The organism is Rhodococcus sp. IEGM 1307 (genome assembly GCF_030056915.1).
GTDB lineage: Bacteria > Actinomycetota > Actinomycetes > Mycobacteriales > Mycobacteriaceae > Rhodococcus_F > Rhodococcus_F opacus_D.
In genome coordinates this window covers 176,354-192,613 of sequence record NZ_JASHKW010000008.1, presented here as the reverse complement: position 1 = coordinate 192,613, position 16,260 = coordinate 176,354, and the positions used below count along the sequence as shown (strand labels likewise).

The 16,260-nt window shown below is 67.9% G+C and carries 14 protein-coding genes; 2 read left to right on the top strand and 12 right to left on the bottom strand.

What is annotated here, in order from left to right:
• Nucleotides 1-451: 451 nt before the first annotated feature.
• From QM841_RS17725 to QM841_RS17700, 6 genes are read right to left on the bottom strand one after another with little or no spacing between them, the layout of a single operon-like run.
• Nucleotides 452-2,395, bottom strand: coding sequence for an acetoacetate--CoA ligase (locus QM841_RS17725; RefSeq protein WP_283332959.1), 1,944 nt, complete (start codon nt 2,393-2,395; stop codon nt 452-454).
• A 48-nt stretch (nt 2,396-2,443) separates the two neighbouring features.
• Nucleotides 2,444-3,289: an HpcH/HpaI aldolase/citrate lyase family protein gene (locus QM841_RS17720; protein ID WP_283332958.1), complete on the bottom strand. Its 846-nt coding sequence runs from the start codon at nt 3,287-3,289 to the stop codon at nt 2,444-2,446.
• Nucleotides 3,286-3,771 carry a MaoC family dehydratase gene (locus QM841_RS17715; protein WP_105412677.1) on the bottom strand — a complete coding sequence of 162 codons (486 nt, stop codon included), beginning with the start codon at nt 3,769-3,771 and terminating at the stop codon, nt 3,286-3,288. Before QM841_RS17715 ends, QM841_RS17720 begins: the two co-directional genes overlap by 4 nt.
• Entirely contained in the window at nt 3,768-4,928 is a 1,161-nt protein-coding gene (locus QM841_RS17710) for an acyl-CoA dehydrogenase family protein (protein ID WP_105412678.1), read from the bottom strand. The genes QM841_RS17715 and QM841_RS17710 overlap by 4 nt, the downstream gene beginning before the upstream one ends.
• The gene (locus tag QM841_RS17705; protein WP_283333057.1) at nt 4,925-6,934 is read right to left on the bottom strand and encodes an acetyl/propionyl/methylcrotonyl-CoA carboxylase subunit alpha; all 2,010 of its coding nucleotides are present in this window, start codon (nt 6,932-6,934) and stop codon (nt 4,925-4,927) included. The genes QM841_RS17710 and QM841_RS17705 overlap by 4 nt, the downstream gene beginning before the upstream one ends.
• A gap of 14 nt (nt 6,935-6,948) precedes the next feature.
• On the bottom strand, nt 6,949-8,538 hold the full coding sequence (locus QM841_RS17700) for a carboxyl transferase domain-containing protein (RefSeq protein WP_283332957.1): 1,590 nt from the start codon (nt 8,536-8,538) through the stop codon (nt 6,949-6,951).
• Between the two features lie 116 nt (nt 8,539-8,654).
• On the opposite strand from QM841_RS17700, the gene QM841_RS17695 reads away from it, so the two are divergent.
• Nucleotides 8,655-9,260 carry an SACE_7040 family transcriptional regulator gene (locus QM841_RS17695; protein ID WP_029539478.1) on the top strand — a complete coding sequence of 202 codons (606 nt, stop codon included), beginning with the start codon at nt 8,655-8,657 and terminating at the stop codon, nt 9,258-9,260.
• 109 nt (nt 9,261-9,369) lie between these two features.
• On the opposite strand, the gene QM841_RS17690 is transcribed toward QM841_RS17695, so the two are convergent.
• From QM841_RS17690 to QM841_RS17680, 3 genes are all read right to left on the bottom strand, one after another.
• Complete coding sequence (locus QM841_RS17690) at nt 9,370-9,639, bottom strand: GlsB/YeaQ/YmgE family stress response membrane protein (RefSeq protein ID WP_105412681.1); 270 nt, start codon at nt 9,637-9,639, stop codon at nt 9,370-9,372.
• Between the two features lie 148 nt (nt 9,640-9,787).
• On the bottom strand, nt 9,788-10,414 hold the full coding sequence (locus tag QM841_RS17685; protein ID WP_283332956.1) for a response regulator: 627 nt from the start codon (nt 10,412-10,414) through the stop codon (nt 9,788-9,790).
• Nucleotides 10,411-11,613 carry a sensor histidine kinase gene (locus QM841_RS17680; protein WP_283332955.1) on the bottom strand — a complete coding sequence of 401 codons (1,203 nt, stop codon included), beginning with the start codon at nt 11,611-11,613 and terminating at the stop codon, nt 10,411-10,413. The genes QM841_RS17685 and QM841_RS17680 overlap by 4 nt, the downstream gene beginning before the upstream one ends.
• Nucleotides 11,614-11,776: 163 nt before the next feature.
• Between QM841_RS17680 and QM841_RS17675 the strand changes: the two genes are divergently transcribed.
• The gene (locus QM841_RS17675; protein ID WP_283332954.1) at nt 11,777-12,361 is read left to right on the top strand and encodes a GlcG/HbpS family heme-binding protein; all 585 of its coding nucleotides are present in this window, start codon (nt 11,777-11,779) and stop codon (nt 12,359-12,361) included.
• 85 nt (nt 12,362-12,446) lie between these two features.
• Here QM841_RS17675 and QM841_RS17670 read toward each other — a convergent pair whose 3' ends face one another.
• The 3 genes from QM841_RS17670 to QM841_RS17660 form a co-directional block, all read right to left on the bottom strand.
• Entirely contained in the window at nt 12,447-14,084 is a 1,638-nt protein-coding gene (locus tag QM841_RS17670) for an AMP-binding protein (protein WP_283332953.1), read from the bottom strand.
• 161 nt (nt 14,085-14,245) lie between these two features.
• A complete protein-coding gene (locus QM841_RS17665) occupies nt 14,246-15,586 on the bottom strand; it encodes an MFS transporter (protein WP_411194600.1) in 1,341 nt (446 codons plus the stop codon).
• A 121-nt stretch (nt 15,587-15,707) separates the two neighbouring features.
• Entirely contained in the window at nt 15,708-16,253 is a 546-nt protein-coding gene (locus tag QM841_RS17660) for a hypothetical protein (RefSeq protein WP_105412686.1), read from the bottom strand.
• Nucleotides 16,254-16,260 lie beyond the last annotated feature (7 nt).

Sequence of the window (16,260 nt, the reverse complement as noted above, 5' to 3'; positions counted from 1 at the left end):
CGTGACCGCAGTTTTGCCAACCACCGTGTCTACCAAAGCCCCGCGCAGGTCTCAAAACGCAGAGCACCCGAAGTTGCATACCGGGAATAACCGAGCAGGTTCGTCGCGTAGTCGCATCGAACGAAAACTTGGACGTTCACGTGAGCGCTCGGGTGCCGGCAGATCGCCCGCTGACCTGCCACGAGGACGCAGACACGCGTCCCCGGCGAAGGGATGTGAACCGGCGACACCCCGGTTGTATCCCAGCATCTGGAACACCCTCCCGACGCTCGGCACTGTCGATGTCCGATTAGTCGCGATCGCCGCCGCGCGACCGATCGCGGGCAGACGGGAGATTTCTCACATTCAGGGACGCGCCGACATCAGGAAGAACGCTTCTACCAACGAGTAACTAAAGTAAGTCTAACCTAACCGTTGTCGCCCAACGATCTGACATCGACCGACTCGCCGCTCACCGTCCGTGGCTCGCGAACCAGTCGAGCAGATCGGGGTCGTCCACGGCGCTGCGGTCCACCGTGCGCCCAGCATCCGCACCCTGAAAAATGCGCTTGAGGGGCACCTCGAGTTTCTTGCCGGTCCGGGTGTGCGGGATGCCGGGCGCCTCGATGATGTCGTCGGGCACATGCCGCGGAGAGGCCTGCTCACGAATCGCTGCGCGGATACGCTGCCTCAGCGCGTCGTCGAGTTCCGCCCCCTCCGACAGGACCACGAACAGCGGCATCCAGTATCCGCCGTCCGCCAGATCGACACCGACGACAAGCGCCTCGGCGACCTCGGGGAGCTTCTCCACCACCTGGTAGATGTCGGCGCTACCCATCCGAATCCCGTTGCGATTCAAGGTGGAATCGGACCTTCCGTGCATCAAGACGGTCCCGCGATCGGTGATCGTGATCCAGTCGCCGTGCCGCCACACTCCCGGAAACACATCGAAATATGCTTCGCGGTACCGCTTTCCGTCCGGATCGTTCCAGAACGACACCGGCATGGACGGCATCGGCGCCGTCACGACCAGTTCACCGACCTCACCTCGCACCGGTTGCCCAGACTCGTCGAACGCGTCGACGGCGACACCCAGGCACGGGGCGGACAGCTCCCCCGGCCAGACCGGGACGTTCCGCGCTCCCCCGACGAACGCCGACACCACGTCGGTCCCACCGGTGATCGACACGACGGGAACGCGGCGACCGACGTTCTCGGACAACCACAGTGACGACGCCGCCGGCAGCGTGGACCCGGTCACCCCCACCGCCCGGAGTGCGCTCAGATCGTGCTCGCGCACGGGGACCACACCCGCCTTGTCGCACGCGAGAACATAGCCGGGACTGGTGCCGACCACGGTCACACCCAGCCGTGACACCAAGGACCACAACGCATCCGGCGTCGGATAGGACGGACTTCCGTCGTAGCAGACGATGGTGGCCCCCACCAGCAGGCCCGCCGTCTGGAAGTTCCACATCATCCAACTGGGACTGGTGTACCAGAAGAGGGTGTCGTCGCGGCCGATGTCGAGTTGGAGCGCGAGCGACTTCACGTGCTCGAGGAGAACGCCGCCGTGACCGTGCACGATGCCCTTCGGCAGGCCCGTGGTCCCCGAGGAGAACACCACCCACAGCGGGTGGTCGAACGGGACGGCGACGGACTCGAGTGCGGCGTCCCGGCCGGTGGCCTCCGCCCAGGTGAGGGTGCCGTCGACGGCGGCGTCCGGATCGAGACGCGGCACGACCACTGTGAGGGCCAGCGACGGCAATCCGCCGCGCAGGTCGGCCGACGCGGCGAGTCGATCGTGTTCCTTGCCCCCGAACCGGTAGCCGTCCGCGGTGATCAGCGCTTTCGGTTCCAGTTGACCCAGTCGATCGAGCGCGGCCGGCGCGGAGTAGTCCTGTCCGCACGCGGCCCACACGGCACCGAGCGACGCCGTGGCGAGGAACGCGACGACGGCCTCGGGAATGTTCGGGAGGTAACCGACGACCCGGTCACCGACCCCGACTCCGTGCTCGCGGAGAGTCGCGGCGAGGCCCGCCACCGCGGACCGCAACTCGTCCCACCCGACGGAGATGTCGGTGGCGCCCTCACCCGCGTACAGGATCGCCGGTGTGCCGGGGCGGGCGTTCCGGAAGACGTGGTCGACGTAGTTGAGGGTCGCCCCGGGGAACCAGACGGCCCCCGGCATCGCGTCGTCCGCGAGGGCCGGTCCGGGGTCGGTGGCGGACCGGATATCGAAGTAGTCCCACACGTCCTGCCAGAACGCCGCCGGGTCGGCGACCGACCAGCGCCACAGCGCCCGGTAGTCGTCGACTCGGACGCTGTGACGCCGTGCGACGAAACGGGCGAAATCGGTGACGACCGCGTCGCACACGTCGGATTCGGTGGGCACCCATTGCGGATCGGCAGTCATGGGCACCATCTTCCCCGAGAGCGCGACCGTTCCGCGCTCTTTCGCCGCCTACTGCGGGGACTCGGACGTGCTCTTCCCCTTCGAACCGACCTGGGAGCGGCGCAGGATCGCCTCGGCGTGACGCAGGACCGGCGCGTCCACCATCTTTCCCTCGAACGCGAAGACTCCCCGTTCGTCGGCGACGGCGGCGAGAACCCGCGTCGCCCAGTCGACGTCCTTGTCGGACGGCGCGTACGCCTCCCGGATCACCGCGATCTGGCTGGGATGGATGCCGACCTTGATGTCGAATCCGACGGCGACGGCGTCGACCGCCTCCGCGCGCAACCCGTCGAGGTCTTTGATGTCGAGATATACGGAATCCAGGGCGAGCCGGTGATACGCCTTGGCCGCCAGCAGTGTCGACGACCGCACGTGATTGGCGACGTCACGATAGCTGCCGCCCTCGCGGCGACTGGAGTTGCCGCCCATCGCCGCCACGAGATCTTCGGCGCCCCACATCACGCCGATCGTGCTCGCCGCCAGCGCGATCTCGCTCACCGCGAGCGCACCGAGAGGCGACTCGACGAGGGCGATCACCTCACGCGGCGCCAACGACAGCACCTGGTCGGCGGACTCGCACTTCGCCAGCATCAGCCTCGTGTAGCGGGTGCCGTCGAGTGCCAGAAGGTCTCGCTCGTGATCCTCGGTTCCGACCGGATTGACTCGCACCACCGTGCGATCCGGATCCAACGGGGTGTCGATCAGGGCGACCCGCGCCGCTTCCTTGTCCGCGGGCGCCACCCCGTCCTCGAGGTCGAGGATCACGACGTCGGCTGCCGCAGCCGCTTTCGCATACCGTTCGGGCCGGTCGGCCGGGCAGAACAACCAGGCGGGCCCGGGCAGTTCCCAGCTCATGACGGCTTCTTCTGGACGAGGGTCTTGCGGACCGCGATCGCCACCACGTCGCCGTTCTGGTTGCGGCCGGTGTGCTCGAGCGTGACGATGCCCTCGCCGGGCCTGCTCTTCGACTCGCGCTTGTCCACGATCTTCGTCTCCGCGTAGAGCGTGTCGCCGTGGAACAGCGGTTTCGGGAAACTGATCTCCGAGAACCCCAGATTCGCGACGATCGTCCCCTGCGTCAGTTGTGCCACCGACAATCCGACCACGGTCGAGAGGGTGAACATCGAGTTGACGAGGCGCTCACCGAACTGGGTGTTCTCGCTGTACGCGGCGTCCAGGTGCAGTGCCTGGGTGTTCATCGTCTGCGTCGTGAAGAGGACGTTGTCGGCCTCCGTGACGGTCCGGCCGGGACGGTGCTCGTACACCGCTCCCAGCTCGAACTCCTCGAACCACAGGCCCCGCTGAACGATTCGCTTCGGTTCGGTCGTCGCGGTCACAGGCCGGCCTCCCGCGCGATCAGCATCAGCTGCACCTCGGTGGTGCCCTCGCCGATCTCCAGGATCTTGCTGTCACGGTAGTGCCGGGCCACGGTGTACTCGTTCATGAATCCGTAGCCGCCGTGGATCTGGGTGGCGTCCCGGGCGTTGTCCATCGCGGCCTCGGAGGCGACGAGCTTGGCGATGGCGGCCTGCTTCTTGAACGGCTTGCCGGACAACATCCGGGCAGCGGCGTCGTAGTACGCGGTGCGCGCGGTGTGGGCGCGCGCCTCCATGCGGGCGATCTTGAAGGCGATGGCCTGGTTGTGGCCGATGGGCCGTCCGAACGCCTCGCGTTCCTTGGCGTACTTGACCGACTCGTCGACGCATCCCTGGGCGGCGCCGACGCTCAGCGCGGCGATGGCGATGCGGCCCTCGTCGAGGATCCGCAGGAAGTTCGCGTACCCGCGGCCACGCTCGCCGAGCAGATTCTCCTCGGGAACGCGCACGTCCGAGAACGTGAGCGGGTGGGTGTCGGAGGCGTTCCAGCCGACCTTGTTGTACGCCGGCTCGGCGGTGAAGCCCGGCGTCGACGTCGGCACGAGGATGGTGGAGATCTCCTTCTTGCCTTCCTTCGTTCCGGTCACCGCGGTGACGGTGACGAGCTTGGTGATGTCGGTGCCGGAGTTGGTGATGAACTGCTTGTTGCCGTTGATGATCCACTCACCGCTGTCGAACTTCGCGGTGGTCTTCGTCCCGCCGGCGTCGCTTCCGGCACCCGGCTCGGTGAGCCCGAACGCGGCCAGGCTCTTGCCGCTCGTCAGCTGCGGCAGCCACTCCTGCTTCTGCTCCTCGTTGCCGAACCGGTAGATCGGCATCGCGCCCAGCGACACGCCGGCTTCCAGGGTGATCGCGACACTCTGGTCGACCTTGCCCAGTTCTTCGAGTGCCAGGCAGAGTGCGAAGTAGTCGCCGCCCATTCCGCCGTACTCCTCGGGGAACGGCAGGCCGAACAGGCCCATGTCGGCCATTCCCGCCACCACCTCGTAGGGGAACGTGTGGTTGGCGTCGTGTTCCGCCGCGACCGGTGCCACCACGTTCTTGGCGAAATCGGCGACGGTCTTCGCCAACTGCTGGTACTCGTCGGGAAGCTGGCCGGTGGCAAGGAATTCGGTCATGACGCGTCTTCTTTCGTGTCGGTGGTGTCGGTGTGCGGGATGACTCGCGCGAGCAGCTGGTCGACCATCACCTGGTCACCGGGTGCGACGAGGATGTCGACGACGCCGTCGACGGGGGCGGTGAGCGAGTGCTCCATCTTCATCGCCTCGACCACGACGAGTGTCTGGCCTGCGGTGACGTGGGCGCCCGCTTCGGCACCGACGGCGATGACGGATCCGGGCATGGGGCTGGTGATCTCGGCCTCGCCGGCGTGGACGTCGCCGGTGCGGACACTGAGTTCGCGAACCTCACGCAGCATCGTCGTGCCGTCGGAACCGGCGAGCCAGATGTGCCCGTCGGTCTGGGCGACCCGGTAGGTTTCGCGCCTGCCGTCGATCACCACGGAGAGCGTGGCCCCGTCGAGCGCCGCCGTCAGGGAGAGGGTGTCGCCGTCCTCGACCTGCGCGGTGGCCTCGGACGGACTGCCCTTGATGCGCACGTGGTCGGTGCGGGTGGCAGACGACAACCGGATGCTGGTGGGCGCGGGAACGCCGACCCGCCAGCCGCTGGGAACGTCCCACGGATCGGCCTGTGCCCGCTCGGGCCAGCGCTGCAACCAGCGGAAAGCCGCGGCGGCGATCAGGGCGGCGTCGGTGGCCTCCGCGGCGACGAAGTCCTCGAGCCGTCGGTCGAGCAGACCGGTGTCGAGGTTGCCGGCCACCACGTCGGGATCGGCGAGCAGGAAGCGCGCGAACTCGATGTTGGTGACCACTCCCAGCACACCGGTGCCGGCCAGCGCCCGGTCCAGCTTGCGCAGCGCACCGGCGCGGTCGTCGGCGTGGGCGATGACCTTCGCCAGCATCGGGTCGTAATCGCTGCCGACCACCGTGCCGGGCTGCAGCCCGGAGTCGACCCGGACACCGGGACCGGCGGGTTCGACGACGTCGGCCACGAGTCCGCCGGTGGGGAGGAATCCGCGACTCGGATCCTCGGCGTAGACGCGGGCTTCGATGGCATGACCGGTGAGGGTGATGTCGTCCTGGGTGAAGCCGAGCGGCTCACCGGCGGCCACTCGCACCTGCCACTCGACGAGGTCCAGGCCCGTGACGAGTTCGGTGACCGGGTGCTCGACCTGCAGCCGGGTGTTCATCTCCATGAAGAAGAACTCGTCGGGCTTGTCGGCGGAGACGATGAACTCGACCGTTCCCGCTCCGGAGTAGTCGACGCTGCGCGCCGTATTGCAGGCGGCCTCGCCGATCCGGGCGCGCGTCGCCTCGTCCAGCAGCGGCGACGGCGCCTCCTCGATGACCTTCTGGTGGCGACGCTGCAGACTGCATTCGCGCTCACCGAGATGGACGACGTTCCCGTGCCCGTCCGCGAGGATCTGCACCTCGATGTGCCGGGGCCGCAGCACGAATCGTTCGAGGAAGAGGGTGTCGTCGCCGAACGCCGACGCCGCCTCCCGCCGCGCGCTGCGTAGTGCCTCGGCGAGTGCGCCCGGCTCCTCCACCAGTCGCATGCCCTTGCCGCCGCCGCCTGCCGACGGCTTGACGAGGACGGGGTATCCGATGTCGCCTGCGGCCGCGATCAGTTCGTCGTCGGACAGGCCGGGACGGGCGATGCCGGGGACGACGGGCACGTCGAACTTCGCCACCGCGTTCTTGGCGGTGATCTTGTCGCCCATCACCTCGATGGCGTGCGCGGACGGGCCGAGGAACGCGATTCCCGCGTCCGCGCAGGCCCCGGCGAACTTGGAGTTCTCCGACAGGAACCCGTAACCGGGATGGATGGCCTGCGCGCCGGTGGCGCGGGCCGCCGCGATCACCTTCTCGATGACGAGGTAACTCTCCCGGGCCGCGGCCGGACCGAGCAGCACCGCCGTGTCGGCCTCACGGACGTGCCGCGCGTCCCGGTCCGCCTCGCTGAACACGGCGACGGAACGGATTCCCATGGCCCGCAACGTGCGGATCACGCGCACCGCGATCTCGCCGCGGTTGGCTACCAGGACGGTATCTATCCGAGTCATTTCAGTCATTCCACTCACATCCGGAAAACGCCGTAGGAGACCGGTTCGATCGGTGCGTTCGCACACACCGAGAGCGCCAGTCCGAGAACAGTTCTGGTGTCGGCGGGGTCGATGATGCCGTCGTCCCACAGCCTGGCCGTCGAGTAGTACGGATTGCCCTGCGCCTCGTACTGATCACGGATCGGCGCCTTGAACGCCTCTTCGTCCTCGGCCGACCACGGGTTGCCCGCGCTGTCGAGTTGCTCGCTGCGCACCGTCGAGAGCACCGACGCCGCCTGCTCGCCGCCCATCACGGAGATCCGGGCGTTCGGCCACATCCACAGGAACCGCGGCGAGTAGGCCCGCCCGCACATCGAGTAGTTGCCCGCCCCGTAGGAGCCGCCGATCACGACGGTCAGCTTGGGAACCCGGGCGCACGCCACCGCGGTCACCATCTTGGCGCCGTGCTTGGCGATGCCGCCCGCTTCGTAGTCGCGACCGACCATGAAGCCCGCGATGTTCTGCAGGAACAGAAGTGGAATCTTGCGCTTGTCGCACAGCTCGATGAAATGAGCGCCCTTCATCGCGGACTCGGCGAACAGCACGCCGTTGTTGGCGACGATGCCGACCGGGTGGCCCTCGATGTGCGCGAAACCGGTGACCAGGGTCTTGCCGTACTCCGCCTTGAACTCCTGGAATTCGCTGCCGTCCACGATGCGGTCGATGACCTCGTGGACGTCGTACGGGGTGCGCGGGTCGGTGGGGACCACGTCGTAGAGGTCGGTCTGCGATGCCGACGCGGGGACGGCGCTGATCACGTCCCACGGCCGCTCGGCGCGCGGGCCGAGGGTCGCGACGATGTTCCGCACGATCCGCAGCGCGTCCTGGTCGTCTTCCGCGAGGTGGTCGGTGACGCCGGAGACCTTCGAGTGCAGGTCGCCGCCGCCGAGCTCCTCCGCTGTCACGACCTCACCGGTGGCGGCCTTCACCAGCGGCGGACCGCCGAGGAAGATGGTGCCCTGGTTGCGGACGATGACGGCCTCGTCGCTCATCGCGGGCACGTAGGCGCCGCCCGCGGTGCACGAGCCGAGGACCGCCGCGATCTGCGGGATGCCCTGCGCGCTCATCGTGGCCTGGTTGTAGAAGATGCGGCCGAAATGCTCGCGGTCCGGAAACACCTCGTCCTGCCTGGGCAGGAACGCGCCGCCGGAGTCGACGAGGTAGATGCACGGCAGCTGGTTCTGCAGCGCGATCTCCTGCGCCCGCAGGTGCTTCTTCACCGTCATCGGGTAGTAGGTGCCGCCCTTGACGGTCGCGTCGTTGGCGACGATCACGCATTCCCGCCCGGACACCCGGCCGATGCCGGCGATGACGCCCGCTCCGGGGCATTCGTCGTCGTACAGGCCGTTCGCGGCGAGCGGGGAGATCTCGAGGAACGGGCTTCCGGGGTCGAGCAGGGTGTCCACTCGCTCGCGGGGCAGGAGCTTGCCTCGGCTGACGTGCCGCTCGCGCGACTTCTCGCTGCCGCCGAGCGCGGCCACGGCCAGCCTCGACTTCAGCTCGTCCACCAATTTCGTGTGCCCTGCCCGGTAGCCCTCCCGTGCAGTGGTTCCGCTCAGTGCCATCCTGCCGCCTTCTCGTCTTGACGCCCGTGCCGAGTGAGTTAATACTCGATAACTGAATCTAAGATAACTGTGATTAACTGAGTTGTCCAGACCACATCCGAGAAAGAGCTAAGGCGATGACCACAGACGTCGACGGCACCGAAGCGCCGATCACGCGCCGGGAACAGATGAAGGCGGATCGTCGCCGCCAACTGCTCGACGCCGCCGCCCGCCTCATCGCCGAACGGGGCTTCCTCGGTGTCCGCCTCGAGGACCTCGGTTCCGCGGCGGGAATCAGCGGCCCCGCCGTGTACCGGCACTTCCCCAACAAGGACGCCGTCCTCGTCGAACTGCTCGTCGGGATCAGCACGCGCCTGCTCGAGGGCGGGTCGCTCGTCGTGGCGGAGGCCGCCTCCCCGGAAGCGGCCCTGGAGGGTCTGATCGACTTCCATCTGGACTTCGCGCTCGGCGAACCCGACCTCATTCGCATCCAGGACCGGGACCTGGAGAGCCTGCCCGCCGAGGCCCGCCGGGAGGTCCGGCAGACGCAGCGGCGCTACGTGGAGATCTGGGTGAAGGTGCTGCTGCAGGTGGACACGTCACTGGACGAGACGGATGCCCGCACCAAGGCACACGCCACGTTCGGGCTCATCAACTCGACCCCGCACAGCGCCGATCCCACGACCCCCTCGCGCACCCGGAAAGTACTGCGCGACATGACGCTTCTCTGCCTGCGCCCGTGAGTACTCGTTAACGTCCGGCGGTTGACAAGTACGCACGGGCGGCGAAGCCGCAGAAAGGCCCCGCCCTGACCGGACGGGGCCCTTCTCGTGACGGTGCGATGTGGCGCGCCTACACCCTGTTCTTGCTCGTCATCGAGGTGTATCCGAGGGTCAGCACGGCCGCTACGGCGATGCTGATGATCCACCGGATCCAGTCGATTCCGCCGGTGTCCCCCTTGTCGAGGAGCCCCTCCCACACCCAGTACCCGATCAGCGCACCGATGATGCCGAGCACGACGGTGATGACCCACCCCATCGCCTGCTTCCCCGGAATCACGAGACGCGCCAGAACGCCGATGACCGCACCGAAGATGATGGTGCCGATGATGTCCATGACCATGGCCCTTGTCCTCTCAACACGCAATTCATGGTGCGAGCGGAAGGTCACCGCTCATTTCGAACATAGCCACCTGGACACCCGTTCGACAGGGCTTCGGCAAATCGTTGCCAAAAGGTTCACGCGGCGTACCGCTGTGAACCCCCTCGGTTCAGCGAATGCCCTGCCGTCGCAGGGCAACGGACACCGCCGCGGCGCGGGTGTCGACACCGAGTTTCGCGTAGATGTGGGCGAGATGGGTCTTGACCGTCGCCTCGCTGATGAAGAGGGCTTTTCCGAGTTCCTTGTTGGTCATGCCCTTGGCCAGCAGGGTCAGCAGTTCGGCCTCCCGCGGCGTGAGAGCTTCCTCGGGGCGCTGTATCTGCTGCAGGAGTCGCGATGCGACGGGCGGCGACAGCACACTCTGACCTGCGGCCGCGCCGCGCACGGCGGCGAAGATCTCCTGGGGTGTCGAATCCTTCAGGAGGTATCCGATGGCACCGGCGTCGATGGCGCGCACCACGTCGGCATCCGTGTCGTAGGTCGTGAACACCAGCACCGGCAGGGCCCGATCGACCTGCCGGATGCGGCGAATGGCCTCGACCCCGTCGATACCGGCGCCCAGGGCGAGGTCCATCGTCACGAGTTGCGGCCGGCAGGTGCTCACGGCGTCGACCGCCTCCTCCCCCGTGCCCGCCTCGGCGATCACCTCGATGTCCGGCTGCGAGTCGAGAAGCGCTCGCAGCCCGGCACGAACGACCACGTGATCGTCGACCAACAGCACGGTCACTGGCGTCATGCCGCGGTTCCTCTCGCACACGGTATCTGGGCGGCCACCACGGTGCCCTCGCCCGGCGCGCTCTCGACGGTGAACGTGCCGCCCAGTTGCTCGACGCGGCTGCGCATCGCGCGCAAACCGTATCCGCCGCGCGCCGAGGGAGATCCGGTGGGCGCGGGGTCGAAACCGGTGCCGTCGTCGAAGATGTCCAGGGCGACGGCCTCCGGAAGGTATGTCAACGTGACGCCCACGGTCTCGGCGTGGGCGTGCCGGGCGATGTTGGACACCGCGCTCTGGGTGATCCGCAGCAGCGCGTGCGTCACCTCCGCCGGAATCGCGATCGGAGTGCCCACGATCCGGAGCTCCGCCCGCGGGTGGTGCGTGCGCGCGGCGGCGAGCAGTGCCGCGTCGAGTGGCTGGGATTCCAGTTTGGGCGCCGCGAGATGGTGCACGAGACTGCGGGTTTCCGCCAGGTTCTCGCGCAACGTTCCGGTCGCCACGCGGACGTCCTCACGTGCCCGTTCCTCCGTCCGCGGATCTGCCTGCGCCCAGATCTGCTCGGCCGCCTCGAGGCGGAGCAGGCTGCTGGTCAGCCCCTGCGTCACGGTGTCGTGGATCTCGCGGGCCAGTCGTTCACGTTCGGCGAGCACCCCCGCCTCCCGCTCGGTCTCCGCGAGCCGGGACCGGGTCTCCGCCACCTGGCGGAGCAGTCGCACCCGTTCCCGGCCGTCCCGCTCGATCTGGCTGTACGCCATGACGATCAGCGCCCCGGTGCACAGCGGTCCCACCAGCACGGCCCACTCGGTGCGGCCGGAGAAGGTGAAGAACGCCACCGAGGTGAGGACGGCGAGAACCCCGACGACCGGGTACGCGATCCGGCTCGGGTACGCCCGCGTGCACAGGAAGAACATGGGAAATGCACACCAGGCGAAACTCGGCGCGAGCCAGACGAGCACCGCCCACGTCGTCAGGACCGGCCATACCCACGGTTCCCACACGCCTCCCCGCCGCGCGACCACGGCGGTGACCGTGTACAACGCGGCAAGCACGGCGATCAACGCGACCACCACGACGAACCGTCCGCTCACGCCGTGGTACGTAAGGTACCGCGCCGTCGACGTCGCGAGTAGGACGTAGAACGACACATGGATGGCGGTAGCGAGCGGGCCGCGCAGACCCGCGCCGTCCGGCCTGTCCACTCCGTCCACCGGTGTCGTCACGTCGACTGATCCTACGGATGTGCCGTGGGTCGCGGATCCACCGTTCGGATGATCTGCCGGGGCCGGACGGATGAGTTCGGGAGCGCCGTCGGCCCGATGCGGTCACCGGCACCGCCGGGCCAGGCTGGTCACGTCAGCTCGTCACTTCCCGAAAGGCCCTCCGATGCGCACCGTCCACCGCCTGCCCCGCATTCTGGCGATCACCGTCCCGCTCGCCGCGATCGTCGCCACCTCGGCGTGCGGCACGTCCGCGTCCGACGAGACCAGTCCGACGTCCACTCCGGTCGCGACCGCCGCCGCGCCGGCCCCGATCGACGGTGCGGACGGCGTGGTGAGCCAGAACCGTCTCGGTATCGGCACTGCGCAGGCCGCAGCGCAGGCGGCGCTCGCGAAGTGCCAGGCCGACGGGCTCGGGTTCGTCACCGTCTCGGTGGTCGATCGCGCCGGCAACGTGCAGGCGATGTTGCGCGGGGACAATGCCGCTCAGCACACCGTGGAGGCGGCGCGTCAGAAGGCGTACACCGCTGCCGCGTTCGGCGCGAACACCAGTGATCTGAGCGAACGGGCCAAGGGCGACGGCGCGACGGTCGCCGACCTTCCCGGCACGTTGTTCCTCGCCGGCGGGGTGAGCGTGAAGTCGGCCGGCGGGTCGATCGCGGGAATCGGCGTCGGCGGCGCTCCCGACGGAATGCGGGATCAGGCGTGTGCGGCCGCCGGGCTCGACGCGATCGCCGGGACGCTGGGGTGAAGAGCTGCCCCCGTGTCGACGCCCGAACTGGAACACGCTGTTCGACGCCGTCGCGACGTTGCTGCGGACCAGGTGACGAGGCGGGTCAGGTGCGCCCGATCAGGTCGAGGGACTGCTCGCGCATCTCGACCTTGCGCACCTTGCCCGTCACCGTCATCGGGAACTCGTCGACGACGTGCACGTATTTCGGGATCTTGTAGTGGGCGAGCTTGCCGGTGCAGAATTCGCGCACCTTCGCCGCGTCCAGGGGTTCGGTACCGTCCTTCATCCGCACCCACACCATCAGTTCCTCGCCGTACTTCGCGTCCGGCACCCCGATGACCTGGGCGTCGAGGATGTCCGGATGCGTGTACAGGAACTCCTCGATCTCGCGGGGATAGACGTTCTCGCCGCCGCGGATGACCATGTCCTTGATCCGCCCGGTGATCGCGACGTAGCCGTCGGAATCCATCACACCGATGTCGCCGGTGTGCATCCATCGTCCGGCGTCGATCGCTTCGGCGGTCTTCTCCGGGTTGTTCCAGTACCCGAGCATGACCGAGTAACCCCGGGTGCAGAGCTCGCCCGGCGTGCCCCGCGGAACGGTCAACCCCGTTGCCGGATCAACGATCTTGACCTCGAGATGCGGGCCGACCCGGCCGACCGTCGACACGCGCTGATCGATCGTGTCGTCCGACCGGGTCTGCAACGACACCGGCGACGTCTCGGTCATGCCGTAACAGATGGAGACCTCGGCCATCCCCATCTGTTCGATGACCTGCTTCATCACCTCCACCGGGCAGGGTGATCCGGCCATGATTCCGGTCCGCAGGCTCGACAGGTCGAACGATGCGAAGTCCGGTTCGGCGAGTTCGGCGATGAACATCGTCGGCACCCCGTACAGCGACGTGCACTTCTCCGCTTCGACGGCCTGCAGCGTGGCTTTCGGGTCGAAGGACGGCCCGGGGATGACCATGGTCGCGCCGTGACTCGTGCAGGCCAGGTTGCCCATCACCATGCCGAAGCAGTGGTAGAACGGCACCGGGATGCAGACGCGGTCGTTCTCCGTGTAGTGGCACAGCTCGCCGACGAAGTACCCGTTGTTCAGGATGTTGTGGTGGCTGAGCGTCGCGCCCTTGGGGAATCCGGTTGTCCCCGAGGTGTATTGGATATTGATCGGGTCGTCCGAGGATAGGGCCGCCTGCGCGGCAGGCAGCAGGGACGGGTCGGCGGCGTGCGCAGCCATGCCGTCCGACGCCAGCCGGCTCCACTCGGCACTGCCGAGGAGCACCACCATCTCGAGGTCGGGGCACTGGGGCCGGACCTCCTCGATCATGGCCGCGTAGTCGGAGGACTTGAACTCGGGCGCCGACACCAGCAGACGGATACCGGCCTGATCGAGCACATACTTCAACTCGTGCGCCCGGTAGGCGGGGTTGATGTTGACGAGCACGGCACCGATCTTGGCCGTCGCGAACTGGATCAGCGTCCACTCCGGGCAGTTCGGCGCCCAGATCCCCACCCGGTCGCCCTTCCCGATACCCCGCTTCAGCAACCCCGCCGCCACGGCGTCGACGTCCCGCCTCAGCTCCGCGTACGTCCACCGCCGCCCCGAGGGCCGGTCGACCAGGGCGTCACGATCACCGTGGGCCGCCACGGTCCGGTCGAAGTTGTCTCCGATGGTGTCGCCGAGCATCGGGGCGTCCCACACGCCGTTGGTGTAGCTGGGAAGCGGGGTTGTCATCACTCTTCCTCTCCAGGAGCCCGTTCGGGCGCCTACGGGACGGGCAGACCCGAAGGCCCTTCCGCGGTCGAACTTACTCTTGGTTGATGTGATCCAGGGCATACTGCACGGCGAGGGGCGACGGTATCTGTGCGAAGTCCGGACACCCCTCGCCGGCCCTGTCAGAGCGCGTCGTCTTTCGTTTCCACCAGGGCCTTCGTGCACAGCAGGCTCACCACGCCGAGGACGGCGAGCATCACGCCGATCGCGGCGCTGCCGTACGCGGACGCCAGCGGTGCGGCGATCAGCGGCGGCACGGCGCCGCCGAGCACGCCGGCGAGGTTGTAGCCGAGTCCGGCGCCGGTGTAGCGGTAGCGCGTCTGGAACATTTCCGGAAGCAGGGCGCCGCAGGGGCCGTACGCGATTCCGAAGATGGCGAGCGTGACCATCACGCCGATCGTGAACGCGAGGGGTGAACCGGTGTCGAGCAGCGGGAACAGTGCGAGCGCCCACACGACGGCCAGTCCGCAGGAGATCATGATGACCCGTCGACGCCCGATCCGGTCCGAGTACAGAGCGGAGACGACGATCGTGAATCCGAAGACCACGGCCGAGGCGATCCCGACCGTCAGTACGAACGGGCGGCTGAACCCGAGGGTCTTGGTGCCGTAGCTGGTGAGAAACGCTGTGCCCATGTAGAAGAACGCGAACAGTGTGGCGAGCGCGCCGGCCGAGAGGAGGATCTCCTTGGTCTGGTACCGCCAGGCGTCCATCAGCGGGAGGCTCCGCGGGGTCGCGTCGGCACGGTCGGCCAGCTGGGCCGCGCGGAACACCGGTGTCTCCTCGATCGCCAGCCGCATGTAGAGGCCGATGCCGACCAGGACGGCGCTGAACAGGAAGGGAATCCGCCACCCGTACTCGAGGAAGACCTCGTTGGTGTCGCCGAGCAGGGTGCCGGTGACGAGGAACGTGGCGCTGGAGAGGATGAAGGCCACCGCGGGGCCGAGTTGCGGGAACATCGCGTAGAGGCCGCGCTTGCCCGGGGGTGCGTACTCCGCCGTCAGCAGTGTGGCGCCCGCCCACTCGCCGCCGACGGCGAATCCCTGACCGAAACGCAGCAGCACCAGCAGGATCGGTGCCGCGACCCCGATCGTCGCGGCACCGGGCAGCAGGCCGATCAGGAACGTCGAGACACCCATCAGGATGAGCGTGGAGATCAGCGTCTTCTTACGTCCGATCCGGTCACCGTAGTGGCCGAACAGCATCGCACCCACGGGCCTGGCGACGAACGCGACGGCGAAGGTCGCGAAGGAGGCGACGGTGCCGGCGGTGGAGCCGAGGGCGGGAAAGAACACCGTGGGGAACACCAGGGCTGCGGCGGTGCCGTAGATGAAGAAGTCGTAGAACTCGATGGTCGTGCCGATGCCGCTGGCGATGGCCACCTTGCGGACGCTGGTACCGCCCTGGCGCACCGGTGTGGGGGCGTGGGGGGCGCCCGCACCCGAGTTGGAGACTGTGGTCACTCGATTCCTCCGTGGTCCGTGGGGAACACCCTGGTGGGCGTATCCCGGATGAGAGGAAAAGTAGTGATCCGGCTCACTGCGTCACCACCCCCGAATAGGGGGGGTGGTGACGCGTGTCACGTCACTCGGCGGTGCCGGACGCGCCGAGCAGCTCCTTGCGGAGTTCGGTCCACACGGTGGCGTACGAGTCGATCACGGGTTCCGAGATCCACTTCGTCTCCCCCGCAGCGACTTTCGCGAGGGCGTCGGCGAACAGGTCCTGGTAGCGGGACAACCGGGGCACGAACGCCGACAGGTCGTCGAACACGACCGACGCCCGGCGGTCCAGGTCGGCCAGCTGATCGGCGTCGGCCGAATCGATCAGTCCGACGAACTCCTCATGGAACGGCACGAAGCTCTCGTACACCTCCGCGATGGAGTCCTCGTCGATGGACACCCGCTCGGCGTCGAGCTGATCCTCGAGCTCCGACAGCCCGGCCTCGGTGAGCCCGATCCGGCCGTCCGACACTTCCTGCGCCTTGCCCTGGGTCAGCAGCGCGTCGTAGGCGGCCTGCGCGGACGCGGCGCTCACGCCGAGATGCTCGGCCAGAACAGCCGCGCTGACCTGCTCTTTCAACCGGACCGCCTGCAGCAGGGCCAACTCGTCCACATTGCCAGCGAAGGCCATAGATCTC

Coding starts and splice junctions, on each gene's coding strand:
- QM841_RS17725 (WP_283332959.1), bottom strand. CDS start 2,395: ATGACTGCCGATCCGCAATGGGTGCCCACCGAATCCGACGTGTGCGAC.
- QM841_RS17720 (WP_283332958.1), bottom strand. CDS start 3,289: ATGAGCTGGGAACTGCCCGGGCCCGCCTGGTTGTTCTGCCCGGCCGAC.
- QM841_RS17710 (WP_105412678.1), bottom strand. CDS start 4,928: ATGACCGAATTCCTTGCCACCGGCCAGCTTCCCGACGAGTACCAGCAG.
- QM841_RS17705 (WP_283333057.1), bottom strand. CDS start 6,934: ATGACTCGGATAGATACCGTCCTGGTAGCCAACCGCGGCGAGATCGCG.
- QM841_RS17700 (WP_283332957.1), bottom strand. CDS start 8,538: ATGGCACTGAGCGGAACCACTGCACGGGAGGGCTACCGGGCAGGGCAC.
- QM841_RS17695 (WP_029539478.1), top strand. CDS start 8,655: ATGACCACAGACGTCGACGGCACCGAAGCGCCGATCACGCGCCGGGAA.
- QM841_RS17690 (WP_105412681.1), bottom strand. CDS start 9,639: ATGGTCATGGACATCATCGGCACCATCATCTTCGGTGCGGTCATCGGC.
- QM841_RS17685 (WP_283332956.1), bottom strand. CDS start 10,414: ATGACGCCAGTGACCGTGCTGTTGGTCGACGATCACGTGGTCGTTCGT.
- QM841_RS17675 (WP_283332954.1), top strand. CDS start 11,777: ATGCGCACCGTCCACCGCCTGCCCCGCATTCTGGCGATCACCGTCCCG.
- QM841_RS17670 (WP_283332953.1), bottom strand. CDS start 14,084: ATGACAACCCCGCTTCCCAGCTACACCAACGGCGTGTGGGACGCCCCG.
- QM841_RS17660 (WP_105412686.1), bottom strand. CDS start 16,253: ATGGCCTTCGCTGGCAATGTGGACGAGTTGGCCCTGCTGCAGGCGGTC.